Below are 15037 nucleotides of genomic sequence, written 5' to 3'. Positions count from 1 at the left end.
CCGTCAGTCGATGTCGCGGCGCCGGAACCCGGCCAGGGCCAGGGCGACCAGGGCGGCCGCGACCAGGGTGAGCACCACGAGCGGCGTCCAGTCCATCGCGGCCGCCGGGAGCCGGGGCACCCGGCCGTACGGGGAGAGTCGCTCCAGGCCCGCGGGGAGGTCGAGCAGCGGGCCCAGGTAGCCGATCACGAAGGCGTACGCGGGCACCAGCCAGGCCAGCGGCGCCGCCCGGGGCAGCCAGCCGTACACCGCGGCGGCGAAACCCACCGTCACCCACTGGGCGGGCGCGAAGGCCAGCGCCGCGCCGGTCAGCCGGAGGAACGCGCCCCCGTCGCCGCTGGACAGCGCGCCGGCCAGGCCGAAGCCCGCACCCGCCGCGAGCAGCACGGCGGTGGATCCCAGCAGCGCCGCCGCCAGGTGCCCGCCCAGCCAGGCGGACCGCGACACGCCGGTGGCCAGTACCGGCACCGCCCGTCCGGCGCTCTCCTCGGCGCGCGGGCGCAGCGTGGCCAGCACCGCGTGGACGCCGCCGACCACCGCGACCACCAGCATGGTCAGCGCGGCGTAGGAGTCGGCGAGGGTGTGCCCGCCGAGCCGGTCCAGCGCCTCCCGGATCCGGTCGACGTCCTTGAGCATCGAGTCGGCGCTGCCGAGCAGTGAGCCGTACATGGCGCCGACCAGCAGCAGGGCGGCCGCGAAACCGCCGAGCAGGCCGCGGTGCAGGCGCAGCGCGAGGCCGAACGGGGTGCCCAGGGCCGGGCCGCCGGTGGCCGGGCCGGGGCGGGCGGCGCGCAGGCCGGCGCCGTGGTCCCGGCGGTTGCTGAGCGCGAACCCGGCGGCGCCGGTCGCGGCGGTCAGGGCGAGCGCGGGCAGCAGCGGCCACCAGCGGTCGTCCACGAAGGGGTAGCCGCGCTGCAGCCAGCCGATCGGCGAGGCCCAGGAGAGGGCGCCGGAGCCGGCGTCCCCGGCGGCGCGCAGCGCGTAGGCGGCGCCGAGCACGGTGAGGGCCAGCCCGGAGGCGGCCCGGGTGTGCGCGCTGAGCTGGACGGTGACGGCGGCCACCGCGGCGAACAGCAGCCCGGCGAGGGCGGCCGAGGCTCCGTACAGCGCCGATCCGGCGGCGCTGAGGCCGGGGATGCCGAGTGCGGGCAGGCCGGCGGCGAGCAGCAGGCCGAGTGCGAGGTCGGCGACGGCGGCGGTGGCGAGGGCGGCGGCGAGCGGGGCGTGCCGGCCGACGGCGGCGGACCGGAGCAGTTCGGCGCGTCCGCTCTCCTCCTCGCCCCGGGTGTGCCGGGTGACGGTCAGGACGCTCAGCAGCCCGGTCAGCACGGCCAGCAGGCCGAGCAGCCGGTGGCCCAGCATGGCGCCCCAGGTGTAGTCGGCCAGGTAGTGGGCCGGGCCGCTCATGGCGAGCATCGCCGGGTTGTCCGAGCCGTGGGCGATCGAGGCGCGGTCGGCGGCGGTCGGGTACACGGTGTGGACGCTGTCGGCGGTGGCCAGGGTGACAAGCCAGAGGCCGAGCACCCAGGCGGACAGCCGGAGGCGGTCGCGGCGCAGGGCGAAGCGGAGCAGCACGGCGGTGCCGGCCAGGGTGGTGCGGGCCGCCGGGCGGCGGGGTGCGGCGGCGCGGCCGGTGGCCGGCTCGGCGGTGGTGGCGGTCATCGCGCGGCCTCGTCCTCGGCGCGGTGCCCGTCGGCGGCCGACCCGTCGCCGTAGTGGCGCAGCATGAGCTCCTCCAGGGTGGGCGGGTGGCTGATCAGGCCGCGCAGTCCGGCCGCGCTCAGCGCCCTGACGGCGGCGTCGAGTTGGGCGCCGTCCACGGCGAACCGGACCAGGTCGCCCTCGGTGTGCAGGCCGTGCACGCCGGGCAGCGTGTCCAGTCCGGCGACCGGGCGCAGGGTCCGGGCCTCGACGGTGGTGCGGGTGAGGTGGCGCAGCTCGCCGAGGGTGCCGCTCTGCACGACCCGGCCGTGCCGGAGGATGCTGACGCGGTCGCCCAGCTTCTCCACCTCGTCCAGGATGTGGCTGGAGAGCAGGACGGTGCGGCCCTCGTGCTTGGCCCGGCGCACGACGTCCTGGAAGACCACCTCCATCAGCGGGTCGAGGCCGGAGGTCGGCTCGTCGAGCAGCAGCAGTTCGGCGTCGGAGGCGAGCGCGGCGACGATGGCGACCTTCTGCCGGTTGCCCTTGGAGTAGCTGCGGCCCTTCTTGGTCGGGTCGAGGTCGAAGCGCTCGATCAGCTCGTCCCGGCGGCGGCGGTCGAGCCGGCCGCGCAGCCGGGAGAGCAGGTCGATGGCCTCGCCGCCGGTGAGGTTGGGCCAGAGGGGACGAAGGCGGCGGAAGGTCCGGAGCGGGAGCGCGAGGACAAGGCGGTGTCGGACTTCGTCGAGCGCTTCGCGGCGGAGCTGGTGGTCGCGGGCATGGGGCGGATGCCGTCCCGGATCTTCTCCTGCCTGATGGCGGAGGAGAGCGGGGTGCTCACCTCCGCCGAGCTCTCCGAGCGCCTGCGGATCAGCCCGGCCGCGGTCTCCGGTGCGATGCGGTACCTGATCCAGGTCGGTCTGGTCGCCAAGGAGCGCGAGCCCGGCTCCCGGCGGGACCGCTACCGGGTGCTCAACGACGTCTGGTTCGAGTCGCTGACCCGGCGCGACGAGATCATGCTGCGCTGGATCCGGGTGCTGCGGGACGGCGAGGCCACCGTCGGCGCCGGGACGGTGGCGGGGGAGCGGCTGGCGGAGAGCGCCGACTTCTTCGAGTTCATGATCGACGAGCTGCACGGGATGCTGGGCCGCTGGCGCGAGCACCGCGCGGCCCAGACGCGGTAGCCGCCCGCGGGCGGCGCGGCGGGAACGCGCGCGTCGTCGACGCCTCCGGGCGGTCGGGCCGACGGCGCCGGGAGTCGTGAACGGTGGTGGGGCGCGGCTCCCGGAGCGGGAACCGCGCCCCCGGGCTCACTTCGTCGGGGCGGCCGACGGCGAGAACGCGGCGCTTGGCGTGCTCCCGGGTGCGCCGCTCGGAGTGGTGGCGGCGGTCGGGGTGGCGCCGGCCGTCGGGGTGGGGCAGCCGGGGAGCGGCGTCGCGGTCGGGGTGCCGGTGGGCGTGGCGGCCGGGGACGGGGTGCCCGTCGGGGTGGGCGTGCCGGTGGGCGTGGCCGTCGGGTCCGGGCAGGCGGTGGGCGTACCGGTCGGGGTGCCCGTCGGCGTGCCGGTGGGCGTGCCGGTCGGGGTCGCCGTCGGGGAGGTGCCGCCGCTCGGGGTGGTCGTCGGCGTCGCGGACGGCGAGGTCGAACCGCCGGGCGTGGGCGTGGCGGTGGGGCTCGGGCTCGTCGTCGGCCGGGCGCTCGGCGACTGGTCCGGAGCCGGGGTGACCGGGGTGGTCGGCTGCGGCTCCGTGGTGGGCGTGCCACCGGTGCCCGCACCCGAGCCGCCGGCCGACGGGCCCGGGAGGTACGGCGTGCCCGGTGAGACCGGCGGAACCGGGGAGCCGGGACGGTTGGGGACGGTGGTCACCGTGCCGCTGCCGAAGTGCGCCATCCAGTTGCGCACCGTCCGCAGGTACTCGCCCGAGTTGTTGTAGCTGAGCACCGCCCGGTCGAGCTGGGCCGGGTCGGCGAGGTCGCGGCCGCCCGCGCACAGGTAGCGGCCGGCGCTCTCGGTGGCGTCGAAGACGTTGTTCGGGTCGGCCTTGCCGTCGCCGTTGGCGTCCACGCCCCAGGAGGCCCAGGTGGACGGGATGAACTGCATCGGCCCGACGGCGCGGTCCCAGCGGGCGTCGCCGTCGTAGCGGCCGCCGTCGGTGTCGGATATCGCGGCGAAGCCGTTGCCGTCCAGGGCCGGGCCGAGGATCGGGGTGAGCGTCGTGCCCGCCGCGTCCACCCGGCCGCCGTTGGCCTGGCCGGACTCGACCTGGCCGATCGCGGCGAGCAGCTGCCAGGGCAGGTGGCAGCCAGGCGAGCGCTGCGCCAGCGCGGCCTCCGCCTGCCGGTAGGCGGCGAGCACGGTGGCGGGCAGCGCGGGCCCGGTGGCCGCGAACGGGCCGGCCGAGGGCAGGCCGGGCAGCGCGCCGGGCGGCTGCGGGAGGTGGACGGTGCCGCCGCCGTCGGCCGGGACGCCGGTGCCGAAGGTGCCGGGGAGGTCGGTCGAGGGGCCGCCGGTGGGCAGGGCGCGGCCGGCGCCCTGGCCCGCGGCGCCGTTCGCCGGGCCGGCGTCGGCGGCCGCGACCGGGGCGAGCCCGATGCCCGTCACCTGAGAGCCGGTCAGCGCGGCCAGCGCGGCGAAGGCCGCCGCGGTTCCCGTGAGCCGCTTGCCGATCCGGAGCCTGCGCCCGCCCCCGGCCTTGCCGATCCGCGCCGTCATCCGCTACCCCTCCCCGTCGCCGCCCGGACCCTCCCGGAACGGTTGAGCTGCCGTCATCGTGCCCGTCCCACCGAGGGCCGGGCCCACCACCGGACGATTAGTATCACGACGATCTGACAGGGACAGGGTGACCGGGAGGTGGACCGGAGCCCGCCGAGGGGTTGAATCGGCACTTCAGCGGGGGTGCGGCCGGAGTCCGCGGAGTTCCGGGACCTCGGCCGTCTGTCGCTTCGTCGGCCGTGCCCGGCCGCAACTTCCTTTCCGGTACGGAAAGTTGACCGGTAGGCCAACTGCGGTGGGACGGGCGCTCCCCGGCGCCGGACCGGCGGTTCGGAGCGCGGGGGTGGTGCGTGCGCGGTGTTCCGGGCCCCCGGCGCCGCCCGTGGCCGACCCTCCTGACCTGCCGAAACGCCGGGCGCCCGGCCGGCGCCCTCTACCAGGACGGGCGTCCGGACGCCAGGGGGTCGCCCCGAGTCCGCCCTGGACGGGTGACGTTCTGGTGAAAATGGGCATGCCAGGAATCACCGCCCGGCATGCTGTGCCGCGTGACGATGCGGATGGAGGACCGGACCGTGAGCGCGAACCTGCCGGAGACCGTCGCCGAGGGAGCGGTCGTCCTGCCGGCTCCCCCTCGGGTGGTGGACGACCTGGCCCGTGACCTGACCCAGGCCGCCGCGGCCGTCCGGGCGGTGTCCCGCACCTGCCGCTCCGGCGGGGACGTCGCGGTCGCCGCGTACACCGCCGTGGTCTGCACCGCGCGGTCGGCGGCCGGCGCCCTGGAGGAGGCCGCCGCCTGGTGCCGGCAGGCCCCCGAGGCCGAGGTGCACTCGCTGGCCTGGGCACGGGTGCCGGGCCACCGGGAGGACGTCCACGAGTACCGCGTCACCATGGCCGTCAGCTTCCCCGACGGCGACACCGGCGAGCACCTGGGCGACACCCACCACGCCTGGCGCTGAAGTCGTATCATCGCCCCCATGGTTGAGGGGGGTACGAACGAGATGGTGAACAGTCCGACCACCGATCCGGACGGCACGGCCGGCGGGGAGCGGGCCGACGGCCCGCGGGAGCTCCCGCGGGCCGCCGCCGTCCTGGCCACCGTGCTCGCGGCGGCGTTCGGCGCCGCGGTGCTGCTCTCGGTGTTCCACTGGCTGGGGTGGTCCGTGCCGTGGATCGGCTGGATCGTCGCCAAGGCCGGGATCAAGCTCGCCGTCGGCGGCTTCGCCGGGCTGGCCGTCGCCGCAACGTGGCTCCGGGCCAGGCTGCGGGCGCGGCGGAGTTGACCGACTCCGCGGTCAATCCGCCTGCGGCGAGGGGCAGGTGAGGTCGCGCTCGGGTGCCCGGTCGGCCAGCAGGTAGCGCTCGACCACCTCGGTGACGCAGGAGTTGGGGCCCGGGTACTGGCCGTGGTCGCCGTTGCCGGTGACGGTGACCAGCCGGGAGCCGCGCAGCGCGCGGTGGGCGCCGAGCGCCGCCTCGTAGTACGTCGACGGATCGTGCACCGAGTTGAGCATCAGCGTCGTCGGCAGGTGGGCGCCGGTCACCTCGACCCTGGGCGCCGGGGCGGCCGGCCAGGCGGCGCAGACCGCGCTGAAGGCGAGCGTCCGGGCGCCGGCCAGCGGCCGGCGGGCGGTGTTCTCGGCGCCGCGCTCGATCCAGGTGTCCAGGTCCCTGGTCCACGGGGTGTCGTTGCAGGTCACCGCGAAGTACTCGGCGAGGAACTCCGGGCTGAGGTAGCCGTCGAAGGCCTTCGCGGCCGCCGCGCGGGTGGCCGGGTCCGCGGCCTGCCAGTCGTCGACGGTGGCCAGGATCCGGGCCAGGTCGGGGAAGTTGGACGCCCGGTAGATCGCCGACATGGCGAGGCTGTCCAGCTGGTTCGGGCCGATCGTCACCGCGCCCTCGACGATGGGCGAGTCGTGCAGCGCGGCGCGCCGCCGCTCCCAGTGCGCCCGCACCTGCTCCGGCGTGGCGCCCCAGTGGTAGGTGGCGTCCCGGGCCGCGAGCCAGGGCACGAAGTCCTCGTCGAAGCGGCGCTGGAAGCTCATCGGCTGGCCCAGCTCGTACCTCTCCCAGGTGCCGTCGAAGCCGATGTTGCTGTCCAGCACCATCCGTTCGACCCGGTGGGGGAAGAGCGTCCCGTAGTAGGCGCCGATCATCGAGGCGTAGGACGGGCCGTAGTAGCTGAGTTTGCGCTCGCCGAGCAGGCCGCGGAACAGGTCGATGTCGTGGGCGGTCTGCTCGGTGGTCAGGCGGGGCAGCAGGTCGCCGGTGCGCTCCCGGCAACTCGCGGCCAGCTTCTTGGAGTTGGTGATCACCCGGTCGATCGCGGCGGGGGACCGGTCGCGGTAGTCGCCGGCCAGGAACTCCCGGAACTCCTCCTTGGTCTGGCAGACCGCCCTGGTGCTCTCGCCGACCCCGCGCTGGTCGAAGCCGACGATGTCGTACGCGGCGGCGACCGCCGGGGCGCCGGCGGCCAGATCGGCCGGGCGCAGCAGCCCGGTGCCGCCGGGGCCGCCGGCCGCCATCAGCAGGATGCCCTTGCGCCGCGCCGGGTCGGTGGCGCGGTGCCGGGAGACGGCGATGGTCAGGTCCGCGCCGACGCCCGGGTGGTGCCAGTCGCGCGGGACGGCCATGGTGGCGCAGTCCAGGGCAGGCCGCCGGGCGCAGGGCTGCCAGTCCAGGATCTGGCGGGTGTAGCGGGCGGGCGCCGGTTCGGCGTCGCCCGGGTCGCGGCCGGTGGCGGCGTCGGCGGGCGCGGTCAGGCCGGCCAGTACGGCGGCGGCGACGGCCAGGGCGGCGCGCCGGGTCGAGGTGCGGTGGGCCGGGGCCGGCTGGGCCGCGGCGGCCCGCGCCGGGGTCGTGGTCGTGGTCACGGGGACGATCCTCTCCGCGCCCGGCCCGGTGATCGATCATGCCCACTGCCGTCTTCGGAGTGGTGCTGGGTACACCCCCGCCGGGGCGGGGGCCCCAGGGCCCGCCCTCAGTAACCGACGGTGAAGCGGGCCCTGGGGTGGGCGGGCTCCTCGATCTCGTCGAGGAGCGCGACGGCGAGGTCCTCCATGGAGATCGCCGAGTTGCCCTCGGCGTCGACCAGCAGCTCGTCGCGGCCGGTCCGGAACCGGCCGGTGCGCACGCCCGGCTCCAGCAGCGCGGCCGGGCTCAGGTACGTCCAGTCGACGTCCGGGCCGGCGGCGCGGTAGTGGTCGAGCTGCTCGCCGCAGGCCAGGGCGATCGGCCGGATCGCGTCGGGGAAGCCGGGGCTGTCGACCAGGACGGTCCCGTCGCCGCCCGGGACGAGGAGGCTGCCCGCGCCGCCGACGGCCAGCAGCCGCACGCCGGTGCCGGCGATCCCGGCGAGCAGGCCCTTGGTCGCGACGGCCAGTTCGTGCTCGCTGCCGGGCACCGGACGGGTGGCGGTGACCACCACGTCCTGTCCGGCCGCGATCCGGGCGACGTCCTCGGGGTCGCGGGCGTCGCCGACGACCAGGGCGACGGTGGCCGGCAGGCCGTGCGGCTTCGCCGGGTCCCGGACGACGGCGGTGACCTGGTGTCCGCGGGCCACGGCCTCGGCCACGACCCGGCTGCCGACGTTGCCGGTGGCGCCGAACACGGTGATGCGCATGGGGTACTCCCTGAAGGTGGTGGAAACGGTGGGGTGGGACGGGGTCAGACGTTCTCGCGGACGGACCGCGGGGTGGCCGCCGGATCGGCCTCGGGCGCCGCTCCGGCTTCCGGCGCCGGCGTGGCTCCGGGCGCCGGCTCCGCTGCGGTGCGCGGCCGCTGGGTCTGGGCGGCGACCAGCGAGCCGAGCACGACCAGTGCGCCGAACGCCTGGAGCGGGCTGAGGTCCTGGTCGAGCGCCAGCCAGCCGAGCAGGGTGGCGACCACCGGGCTGAGCAGCGCGAGGAAGGAGACCGACGTCGGCGGCAGCTCGCGCAGCCCCCGGAACCAGAGTGCGTAGGTGACGGCCGCGCCGATCAGGCAGAGGTAGGCGTAGCCGAGCACGTTGGCGAGGGTGTAGTGGGACGGCGGTGCGCCCTCGGCGAGCAGCGTGACCGGGACCAGCAGCAGTCCGCCGGCGGTGAGCTGCCAGCCGGTGGTGGCGAGCATCGGCGCGGGGGAGACCCAGCGCTTGGAGAGGACGATGCCGGCGGCCATCACCACGGCGCCGCCGAGCGCGGCGAGCACTCCGACCGCGTCCAGCTCGGCGTTGGCCCGCAGCACCAGCAGGCTGACGCCCGCGACGCCCGCGATGCCGGACAGCACGGTGCGCAGGGTGAGCCGGTCGCCGAGCACCAGGGCCGAGAGCCCGGCGGTGACCAGCGGTCCGACGGCGCCGACGGTGGCCGCGATGCCGCCGGGCAGACGGTAGGCGGCGATGAAGAGCAGCGCCTGGAACACCCCGATGTTGAGCGCGCCGAGGACCAGCGAACGCCACCACCAACTGCCCTGCGGCAGACGGCGGGTGAGCGCGACCAGGAGCAGCCCGGCGGGCAGGCAGCGGATGACGGCGGCGAGCAGCGGGCGGCCGGGCGGCAGCAGCTCGGTGGTGGCCAGGTAGGTCGTGCCCCAGACCGCCGGGGCGAGGGCCGTCAGCAGGACGAGGGCGAGGCGATTTCTTAGCACTAAAGCAATGTATCTCAGCGCTAAGGCATCCTTCACCGGATCGAGCGAGTGATGTGGCCCACAGTTACCTCACCGCTAAGGGATTCGTCCGGCATCGCCTACCCTGAACCCGTGGCAGATCACGTGGACCGCATCGTCGCGCAGTGGGGGGCCGAGCGCCCCGACCTGGACGTCTACCCGATGGAGGTGTTCGGTCGGCTCAAACGCCTCTACCGGCTGGTGGACGCGGCGCTCAACCGCACCTTCGCCGAGCACGGCCTGGACGCCGCCTCCTTCGACGTCCTCGCCACCCTCCGGCGCAGCGGCCCGCCCTACCGGCTGACCCCCACCGGCCTGATGCGGTCCGCGATGGTCACCTCCGGCGCCATCACCCAGCGCCTGGACCGGCTGGAGGCCCGCGGCCTGGTCACCCGCACCCGCAGCGACCAGGACGGCCGCAGCCGCGAGGTCGCCCTCACCCCCGAGGGCCACGCCCTGATCGACCGGGCGCTGCCCGACCACCTCGCCACCGAGCACCGCATGCTGGCGGGCCTCGACGAGGCGCAGCGGACCGCGCTCGTCGAGGTGATGCGGACCCTGCTGGCGGACCTCGGGGACGGCCCGGAGTAGTCCGGACCGCCGGGCGGCGCGGCCCGCGGGCGCGGTCGAGACCCCCGTCCACCACCCCGCCCGCGGGCCCCGCCGCTGCCGCGGCCCGTCGTGGTCAGGACGGGCCCCGCCGGTACCGCGGCCCGTCCTGGCCGCGCCTCAGGGCCTGACCGCCACCGCCTTGAAGAAGGTGTAGTGGAACGTCCCGCCCGGCTCGGCCGCCCGGCGCAGCTCCGCGATGCCCCGGTCGAAGTCCTCCGGGGTGGTCAGCCCGGCGGCCAGCGCGTCCGCCCGGACGGCCTCGACCATCGCGACGAAGGTCCGCCGGGTGAAGCCCTCCACCAGGGCCGGGCGGGCGTCGTCGGCGTAGACCGTGCGCGGGCGGACCGCCACCCGCGCGAAGCCGGCCTCCGTGAGCAGCGGGTGGAGGCGGCGGCCGAGCAGGCCGTCCCCGCCCGCCCGGGCCTGCAGCCCGACCAGGTGGCCGACGGCGCGGCGGGCCGCCGGGGTCTCCGGGTGGAAGAACGCCGAGCCGTGGTCGCCCTCGATCACCGTGATCGTCCCGCCAGGCCGCAGCACCCGGCGCAGCGCCGCCAGCCCGGCCGCCGGGTCGGGCAGGTGCTCCAGGACGAAGCACAGGAAGACGTGGTCGAACGAGCCGTCCGGGAACGGCAGTCGGTGCAGGTCGCCGTGGTGCCAGGTGACGTCCGCGGCGGGCGCCTGCGCGGCCACCCGGGCGCGGGCCTGGTCCAGCGACGCCGCCGAGAGGTCCGCCGCCGTCAGCCGTACGCCCGGGCTGGCGGCCAGCAGGTGCACGGTCTGCGCCCCCACCCCGCAGCCCGCCTCCAGCACCCGGCTGCCCGCCGGGTACGCGGTGCCCGCGTGCAGCAGCTCGGCGAGGGTGTCGGCCTGGTCGCCGAGGCGTCGCGCCTCGGCGTCCGAGTAGCCGTGGACGTAGTCGTCGTGGTGGATCGGCGCTGCCGCTTCGGTGCTCGTGGGCGTCTCTGTGGTCATGACCCCACCCTCGCCGCCACTATGGTCCGGTGAACAGGTCCAAAGCAGAGGCATCGGGCAGGTCCAAAGAGCGGTCCGAAGAGCAGTCGGAGGAGCGGCCCGGAGCGCGGTCCGAAGGACGGCCCGAGGGGCGGCCCGCGGAGAGCGGCGCCGACTTCCTCCAGCTCGACACCGCCGACGCCCCGCCCGGCGGCCTCACCGACTGGCTCGCCCGCCGGCTGCGCGAGGCCGTCGTCGACGGGCGGCTGCCGGTCGGCGCCCGGCTGCCCGCCAGTCGGGTGCTGGCGGCCGAACTCGGCGTCTCCCGCGGGGTGGTGACCGACGCCTACCAGCGCCTCGCCGAGGAGGGGCAGGTGGCGGGCCGCGGGAGGGGCGGCACGGTCGTGGTCGCGGCCCCCGCCGTCCCCGAGGAGGCGCCGGCCGGGGAAGCGCCTCGCCCGGCACCCGCGCTGTTCCGGGACGACCCCGACCCCGAGGTGTTCGACCTGCTGCGCGGCACGCCCGCCCGGATCGACCTCACCCCCGGCGTGCCCGACCTCGCCGCCTTCCCCCGCGCCGCCTGGCTGCGCGCCGAACGCGCCGTCCTCGACGGCCTCGCCGCGTCCGACCTCGGCTACGGCGACGTGCGCGGCACGCCGGCCCTGCGCCGGGCCGTCGCCCACTGGCTGGCCCGCAACCGGGGCATCCGCGCCGATCCGGACGAGGTGCTGATCGTCGCGGGTACGGCCCAGGCCCTCGCCCTGCTCGGCCGCGCCCTCGGACGGGCGGGCATCCGCGAGGTCGCGGTCGAGGACCCGGGCTCGCTCGGCGCCCGCCAGCACCTCGCCCACTGGCTCGCCGCCACGCCGCCCGTCCCGGTCGACGCCGAGGGCATCCGGGTGGACGCGCTGCGCGCCACCGGCGCCCCGGCCGTGCTGCTCACCCCCGCCCACCAGTACCCGACCGGCGTGGTGCTCGGCGGCGACCGGCGGCGCGAACTGCTGCGCTGGGCGGGCGCGGGCGGCCTGGTCGTCGAGGACGACTACGACGCCGAGCACCGCTACGACCGTCCGCCCGTCCCGGCCCTGCGCGCCGCCCTGCCGGACCGGGTCTGCTACGCGGGCAGCGTCTCCAAGCTGCTCGCCCCCGCGCTGCGCACCGGCTGGCTGCTCGTCCCGGCCCGGCTGCGGGACGCCGTCCTGGACGCCAAGCGCTTCGCCGACCTCGGCAACCCGGTGCTGCCCCAGCTGGTCCTCGCCCGGCTGATGGAGTCCGGTGACCTCGACCGCCACCTGCGGCTGCTGCGCCGTCGCCACCGCCGCCGCCGGGACGCCATGATCGCCGCCATCCGCACCCACCTGCCGGACGCCACCGTGCACGGGGCGGCGGCGGGCCTCCACCTGATGCTGACGCTCCCGGAGGAACCCGGCCGCACCGACACCGGGCTGGCCGCCGCCGCACTGGCGGAGGGGGTGAAGGTGCAGCCGCTGTCCTGGCACGCCCGGCTGCCGTACCCGCCCGGGCTGGTGCTCGGCTACGCGGCGGGCTCGGTGGCCGAGATCACCGAGGGGGTGGCGGTCCTGGGCCGGCTGGTCCGCCGCGCGTCCTCGTCCCGGTGAGGCGGCGTCGGGACATCGGATGAAACCGGCGTGGGGGGAGAGTGCCGAGCCGCCCCCGCGGGTAGGTTGACATGCCGAAGTCAAATGCCGAGCCGGGAGGCGTGATGGCCCCGTTCCGAAGTATCGCCCAGCTCGGGGTGCTGCTGGCCGTCATGGGTGCCGCGCTCGGGCCGGTTCCGCTCGGCTCGCCCGCCCCGCCGCACGGCGCTTCGAGCGCCCCGGGCACTCCGGGTGCGTCGGCGGCTCCGGGTGCGTCGGGCACTCCGGACGTTCCGGGCGCGACGAACGGGAGGGGCGCGGCGATGGCCGGCCAGGAGCAGGAGGACTCCCGGGAGCTCGCCGGGCGGCGGATCGTGCTGTCGTACTCCGGGCCGACACCGCCGGCCGGAGTGCTCCGGACGCTCCGGGAGGGGCGGGCCGCCGGGGTGATCTTCTTCGGCGAGAACGTCACCGGTCCGGAGCAGTTCGCCCAGGCGGTCGCCGACCTGAGGCAGGCCGCGGCCGAGGCGCCGCACCCGCGCACCCTGCTGCTGATGACGGACCAGGAGGGCGGCAGGATCCGCCGGCTGCCCGGCGCGCCCGAACTCTCCGCCCGCCGCGCCGGTTCGGCGGCGGACCCGGTCGGCACGGCGGCCGCGTCCGGGGCCGGCGCCGCCCGGACGCTCGCCGACGCCGGGCTGAACCTCAACCTCGCCCCGGTGCTCGACGTCTACGACGAGCCGGACAACTTCATCGACCACTACGAGCGCTCCTACAGCCAGGACCCGGCCGAGGTGGCGGAGCTGGGCACCGCCTTCCTCACCACCCAGCAGGGTCTCGGCGTGGCCGCGACCGCCAAGCACTTCCCGGGCCTCGGCGCCGCACCCCGGGGCGGGAACACCGACGAGCGCCCGGTCACCCTGGACGTCCCGCTGTCGCAGCTGCGTGCCCGGGGCGAGGGCCCGTACCGGGCGGCGATCGCGGCGGGCGTGCGGCTGGTGATGGCCTCGTGGGCGGTCTACCCCGCGCTGGACCCGGACCGCCCGGCCGGGTTCTCGCCCGCGATCATCCAGGGTGAGCTGCGCGGCCGGCTCGGCTTCGGCGGCGTGACGGTCACCGACGCCATGGAGGCCAAGGCGCTCGCCGCGTACGGCGGCACCGGAGACCGGGCGCTGGCCGCCGCCCGGGCCGGGATGGACCTGCTGCTCTGCTCCGCCCGCGACCCCCAGCAGGCCGAGGAGGCCACCGAGGCGCTGGCCGACGCCCTGGACGACGGCCGCCTGGACCGGCACGGGTTCGCCGAGGCCGTGGCCCGGGTCGACGCCCTGCGCGGCTCGCTGGGCTGAGCCGCGGCCCGGTGCCGCTCGGGCCGGTCACCGGCTGAGTGGGGAGCGCGCCCGGCGGTGGTTCGGACGCGGTTCACCTGGGCTCAAGGCGGGCGTCGCCTGAGCGGGTACGGCAGTTCGACTGCTGGAAGGTGATTGCGCCATCGAAGGTCGCATTTCGGCCGAGGGTTCGATTTAAAGGGTAATCGCGGCCATGGCACAGGAATCGCATGGCAAAGTTTCTGACGTGGACCTATGAAATGTCATATGTGCCACGCCACCTGTCACAGTCCGTCCTCGTCCCTCTCCAGGAGGAACCCATGAACCGGATCGCCCGGATCGCCGCCGGCACCGTCGGCGCCGCCGCCCTGCTCTCGGCCCCCGTCCCCGCGTTCGCCGCGGCTCCGGCCGCCACCGCCACCGTCACCACCTGCGGCAGCTCCAGCCTCCAGGCCGGCCTGGCCACCTACGCCTGCGCCGACGTGACCGGTGACAGCGTCGCGATCTACGGGAAGATCGGCCTGGCGGGCCCGCCGTCCCCGGGCAGCCCGTGGCCGCCGGCGCCGAAGGAGCTGGTCACCCACCTGTCGGCCGACGTGGCCGGCGGGGCTTCGCTCGGCACCGTGAACGGCCGCACCGTGTTCCAGGTGTCCACCGTGCGGGTCGACGGCATCTCGGCCGCCGTGCCGTGCGGCTCCACCGTGCACGTGTCCTTCGAGGTCGAGGGCTTCTGGAGCGGCCAGGTGCCGGCCACGGTGAATGTGCCTGTAGTCTGCTGACGTCTCGTCACCATGACTGCCGAGCCCGGGAGTTGGCAGCGTCCCGGGCTCGGCGTTCGCATGCCCCGGCGCGGCCGCGGCCGAACGGCGGACCGCCGGGCCGGAGCCGGCCGGGGGCCGACGCACTGTGACGACTTGAAGAAATCTTCATCTGTCGCGATGATGCCTACCGGTCGCGGCATCGATTCCCGCCCGGCCGGACGACCACCGAGCCGGAACCGAGGGAGAGCGCGGACGATGCCGGTACCGCTGTACCAGGCCAAGGCGGAGTTCTTCCGCACTCTCGGCCACCCCGTCCGGATCCGCGTCCTGGAGCTGCTCCAGGACGGCCCCCGGCCGGTGCGCGAGCTGCTGGCGGAGATCGAGGTCGAGCCGTCCAACCTCTCCCAGCAGCTCGCGGTGCTGCGCCGCACCCAGCTGGTCACGGCGACCCGTGAGGGCAACACCGTGGTGTACGCGCTCAGCACGCCGGACGTCGCCGAGCTGCTGCGCGCGGCCCGCCGGATCCTGACCGAGCTGATCACCGACCAGGGCGCGCTGCTCACCGAGCTGCGCGCCCCCGGCGGTCGGCCCCGCTGAGCCGCGCCCGGCCCGTCCGCCAGATCCGAGGAGAAGCACCACCATGAGCGACAGCACCGGCGACGACAGCACGAACGAGGAGAAGCGGCGCCGCAAGGCGATGCTGATCCGCGCGGGCATCTACATCTTCGCCACGCACCTGTTCGCCGGCTTCGTGCTGCTGCTGTTCGCGCTCGGCGGCCGGAAGTAGCGGGCCG

15 protein-coding genes and 1 pseudogene are annotated in these 15037 nt (G+C 76.2%); 9 read left to right on the top strand and 7 right to left on the bottom strand.

The features are described 5' to 3' along the window. Positions 1-3: 3 nt before the first annotated feature. The gene (locus ACFY0X_RS14155) at positions 4-1662 is read right to left on the bottom strand and encodes an ABC transporter permease (protein ID WP_387753575.1); all 1659 of its coding nucleotides are present in this window, start codon (positions 1660-1662) and stop codon (positions 4-6) included. Then, positions 1659-2324 (bottom strand): annotated as a pseudogene (locus ACFY0X_RS14150) (AAA family ATPase); the annotation flags it as partial. The gene ACFY0X_RS14155 and the pseudogene ACFY0X_RS14150, both read right to left, overlap by 4 nt. Positions 2325-2372: 48 nt before the next feature. On the opposite strand from ACFY0X_RS14150, the gene ACFY0X_RS14145 reads away from it, so the two are divergent. Continuing rightward, positions 2373-2825 (top strand): GbsR/MarR family transcriptional regulator, encoded by a 453-nt coding sequence (locus tag ACFY0X_RS14145; protein ID WP_387754062.1) that lies wholly within the window; start codon positions 2373-2375, stop codon positions 2823-2825. A 126-nt stretch (positions 2826-2951) separates the two neighbouring features. On the opposite strand, the gene ACFY0X_RS14140 is transcribed toward ACFY0X_RS14145, so the two are convergent. Continuing rightward, complete coding sequence (locus ACFY0X_RS14140; RefSeq protein ID WP_387753572.1) at positions 2952-4355, bottom strand: lytic transglycosylase domain-containing protein; 1404 nt, start codon at positions 4353-4355, stop codon at positions 2952-2954. A 545-nt stretch (positions 4356-4900) separates the two neighbouring features. Between ACFY0X_RS14140 and ACFY0X_RS14135 the strand changes: the two genes are divergently transcribed. Continuing rightward, positions 4901-5311 carry a hypothetical protein gene (locus ACFY0X_RS14135; protein WP_387753569.1) on the top strand — a complete coding sequence of 137 codons (411 nt, stop codon included), beginning with the start codon at positions 4901-4903 and terminating at the stop codon, positions 5309-5311. Between the two features lie 18 nt (positions 5312-5329). Continuing rightward, complete coding sequence (locus ACFY0X_RS14130) at positions 5330-5635, top strand: hypothetical protein (protein WP_387753566.1); 306 nt, start codon at positions 5330-5332, stop codon at positions 5633-5635. Positions 5636-5647: 12 nt separating this feature from the next. Here the strand turns inward: ACFY0X_RS14130 and ACFY0X_RS14125 are convergent, their stop codons facing one another. The 3 genes from ACFY0X_RS14125 to ACFY0X_RS14115 form a co-directional block, all read right to left on the bottom strand. After that, complete coding sequence (locus ACFY0X_RS14125; protein ID WP_387753563.1) at positions 5648-7225, bottom strand: alpha/beta fold hydrolase; 1578 nt, start codon at positions 7223-7225, stop codon at positions 5648-5650. A gap of 107 nt (positions 7226-7332) precedes the next feature. Beyond that, positions 7333-7974: an NAD(P)-dependent oxidoreductase gene (locus ACFY0X_RS14120; RefSeq protein ID WP_387753560.1), complete on the bottom strand. Its 642-nt coding sequence runs from the start codon at positions 7972-7974 to the stop codon at positions 7333-7335. A 44-nt stretch (positions 7975-8018) separates the two neighbouring features. After that, positions 8019-8978: an EamA family transporter gene (locus ACFY0X_RS14115; protein ID WP_387753557.1), complete on the bottom strand. Its 960-nt coding sequence runs from the start codon at positions 8976-8978 to the stop codon at positions 8019-8021. Between the two features lie 111 nt (positions 8979-9089). Here ACFY0X_RS14115 and ACFY0X_RS14110 point away from each other — a divergent pair, with 111 nt between their 5' ends. Then, complete coding sequence (locus ACFY0X_RS14110) at positions 9090-9587, top strand: MarR family winged helix-turn-helix transcriptional regulator (protein WP_387753554.1); 498 nt, start codon at positions 9090-9092, stop codon at positions 9585-9587. 138 nt (positions 9588-9725) lie between these two features. On the opposite strand, the gene ACFY0X_RS14105 is transcribed toward ACFY0X_RS14110, so the two are convergent. Next, positions 9726-10580, bottom strand: coding sequence for a methyltransferase domain-containing protein (locus tag ACFY0X_RS14105; RefSeq protein ID WP_387753551.1), 855 nt, complete (start codon positions 10578-10580; stop codon positions 9726-9728). Between the two features lie 29 nt (positions 10581-10609). Here ACFY0X_RS14105 and ACFY0X_RS14100 point away from each other — a divergent pair, with 29 nt between their 5' ends. The 5 genes from ACFY0X_RS14100 to ACFY0X_RS14080 all read left to right on the top strand — a co-directional run bounded on the left by ACFY0X_RS14100 (position 10610) and on the right by ACFY0X_RS14080 (position 15030). After that, entirely contained in the window at positions 10610-12178 is a 1569-nt protein-coding gene (locus tag ACFY0X_RS14100) for a PLP-dependent aminotransferase family protein (RefSeq protein WP_387753548.1), read from the top strand. A gap of 104 nt (positions 12179-12282) precedes the next feature. Further along, the gene (locus tag ACFY0X_RS14095; RefSeq protein WP_387753546.1) at positions 12283-13503 is read left to right on the top strand and encodes a glycoside hydrolase family 3 N-terminal domain-containing protein; all 1221 of its coding nucleotides are present in this window, start codon (positions 12283-12285) and stop codon (positions 13501-13503) included. Positions 13504-13802: 299 nt separating this feature from the next. Continuing rightward, positions 13803-14261: a hypothetical protein gene (locus ACFY0X_RS14090; protein WP_387753544.1), complete on the top strand. Its 459-nt coding sequence runs from the start codon at positions 13803-13805 to the stop codon at positions 14259-14261. Between the two features lie 237 nt (positions 14262-14498). Next, positions 14499-14840, top strand: coding sequence for a helix-turn-helix transcriptional regulator (locus ACFY0X_RS14085; protein WP_049656769.1), 342 nt, complete (start codon positions 14499-14501; stop codon positions 14838-14840). Between the two features lie 43 nt (positions 14841-14883). Next, entirely contained in the window at positions 14884-15030 is a 147-nt protein-coding gene (locus ACFY0X_RS14080; RefSeq protein ID WP_387753541.1) for a DUF6126 family protein, read from the top strand. Positions 15031-15037: the final 7 nt, after the last annotated feature.

The organism is Kitasatospora sp. NPDC001547, from assembly GCF_042894165.1.
GTDB lineage: Bacteria > Actinomycetota > Actinomycetes > Streptomycetales > Streptomycetaceae > Kitasatospora.
Note: the sequence above shows the minus strand (reverse complement) of the source record. Positions and strands in the feature narration are given on the sequence as shown.